General features: G+C 57.9%; 2 protein-coding genes. Both read left to right on the forward strand.

What is annotated here, in order from left to right:
- Positions 1-232: DUF7557 family protein (locus BP858_RS10705; RefSeq protein WP_286879477.1), on the forward strand; the 232-nt coding region annotated here is incomplete at its 5' end.
- A complete protein-coding gene (locus BP858_RS10710) occupies positions 233-490 on the forward strand; it encodes a type II toxin-antitoxin system RelE family toxin (RefSeq protein WP_062262766.1) in 258 nt (85 codons plus the stop codon).
- Positions 491-1,446 lie beyond the last annotated feature (956 nt).

Genomic DNA, 1,446 nt, shown 5'->3' on the forward strand with positions numbered 1-1,446 from the left:
AGCAACGATCAGGGTGGCTCCGGAAGTGAAGGGGCGGCTGGATAAGCTGAAGAAGTATCCCCAGGAGACGTACAACGAGGTGATCGATCGTCTCACCCGGGATGCGCTGGAAGAAGCCGCCGAAGAACTGACGGAGGAAGATATCCGCGATATCGAGGAGGCAATTGAGGATATCAAGGCAGGGAGGGTTTACACGACAAAAGAACTGATGAGGGAACTTGGGATCGATTGAATGCCCTACGCGGTGATCTGGACCGAAAAGGCCCTTAAAGGCCTGAAACGTCTCCCACGCGAGACCGCTGCAAGGATTATCGCGACCGTCGAGAGAACCTGTGACAACCACCCGGATCGCCTGCAACAACTGCGCGGATCTCCATATTTCAAGTTGCGGGTAGGAAAATATCGCGTCATCATGGATTTAAGCGATGAGGCGATGATTGTATATGTCATCAAGGTTGGGAAGCGAGAGAACGTTTACGACAATGTATGAGGATTCCTCCTGATAACCGGGGCCGGCAGAATCTCGTTCCTGCCGCCGACAGGTAAAAGGCGCGATCCGGCAGCACCCGTAACTGCTCCACTACTGCATCGATTCCAGACGAACAGACCATATCCGGCCTTCGTCCCATCCCATCCATAGCGCTCCTCTCCGTTCCCCCACCCGGTGGCGGGGGCAGTGCTTGCGATATCCGGGGATGAGCCGTATCCGGTTCCCCTACGGGATCTCCCCATGGAGTGGATCGTGGGAATATCGCTATTGGGGGGGGCGGGGACGGTGCATGAGGATACCCGGGGATGCAAACTCCCGGGCAGTGCGAAACACGATCGATCTTCTCCGGCAGTACTTCGCTAAAACGGTTGAGGTAATCTTCAAGAGGTTAAACCATCGACCTCCCTTCGCGTTCTCCCGCGTGAGTTAATGAGCGAAGATAGCAATATGGCCTCTCGCGTTGAGCGCGAAGTCCGGTGCCCGGGTGCTGCCGAACCCGTTTTAGGTCGCTATGCGAGGCTGCATTGGTCGATTTCAGATGCCGAAATTAGCGAAGTACTGTTGGCGGAGACGCCGTCCTTTTTTGGGGGGCGATCCGGGGGAATTGGTTGTTTTCATCCATGCAGCCTCTCGCCGCGCCTCATGAGTGATTCATCCACTCCGCTCTTCTGGCCGCCATCGTAGAGCGAACCCCTGCTGCGGCCCCCGCCCTTTTCTCTCCCGGAGGATCTGCTCTCCGGGAACACGCCGCATCACAACCCTTTTTCCCCGGCCGCCCCCAATTTCAGTACCGAAATAGGAATCCCCATGCCCGCCACTCCAGATGCCGTTCAGCGCCGGACCGTCCTCATCATCGCCACCCTCGCCGCGTTTCTCACCCCCTTCATGGGCTCGGCGGTGAACATCGCGCTCCCGTCCATCGCCGCCGAGTTCGCCCTGGACGCCGTCTCGCTGAG

The sequence above is a fragment of the Methanoculleus sp. UBA413 genome (assembly GCF_002502935.1).
Classification (GTDB): Archaea; Halobacteriota; Methanomicrobia; order Methanomicrobiales; family Methanoculleaceae; genus Methanoculleus; species Methanoculleus bourgensis.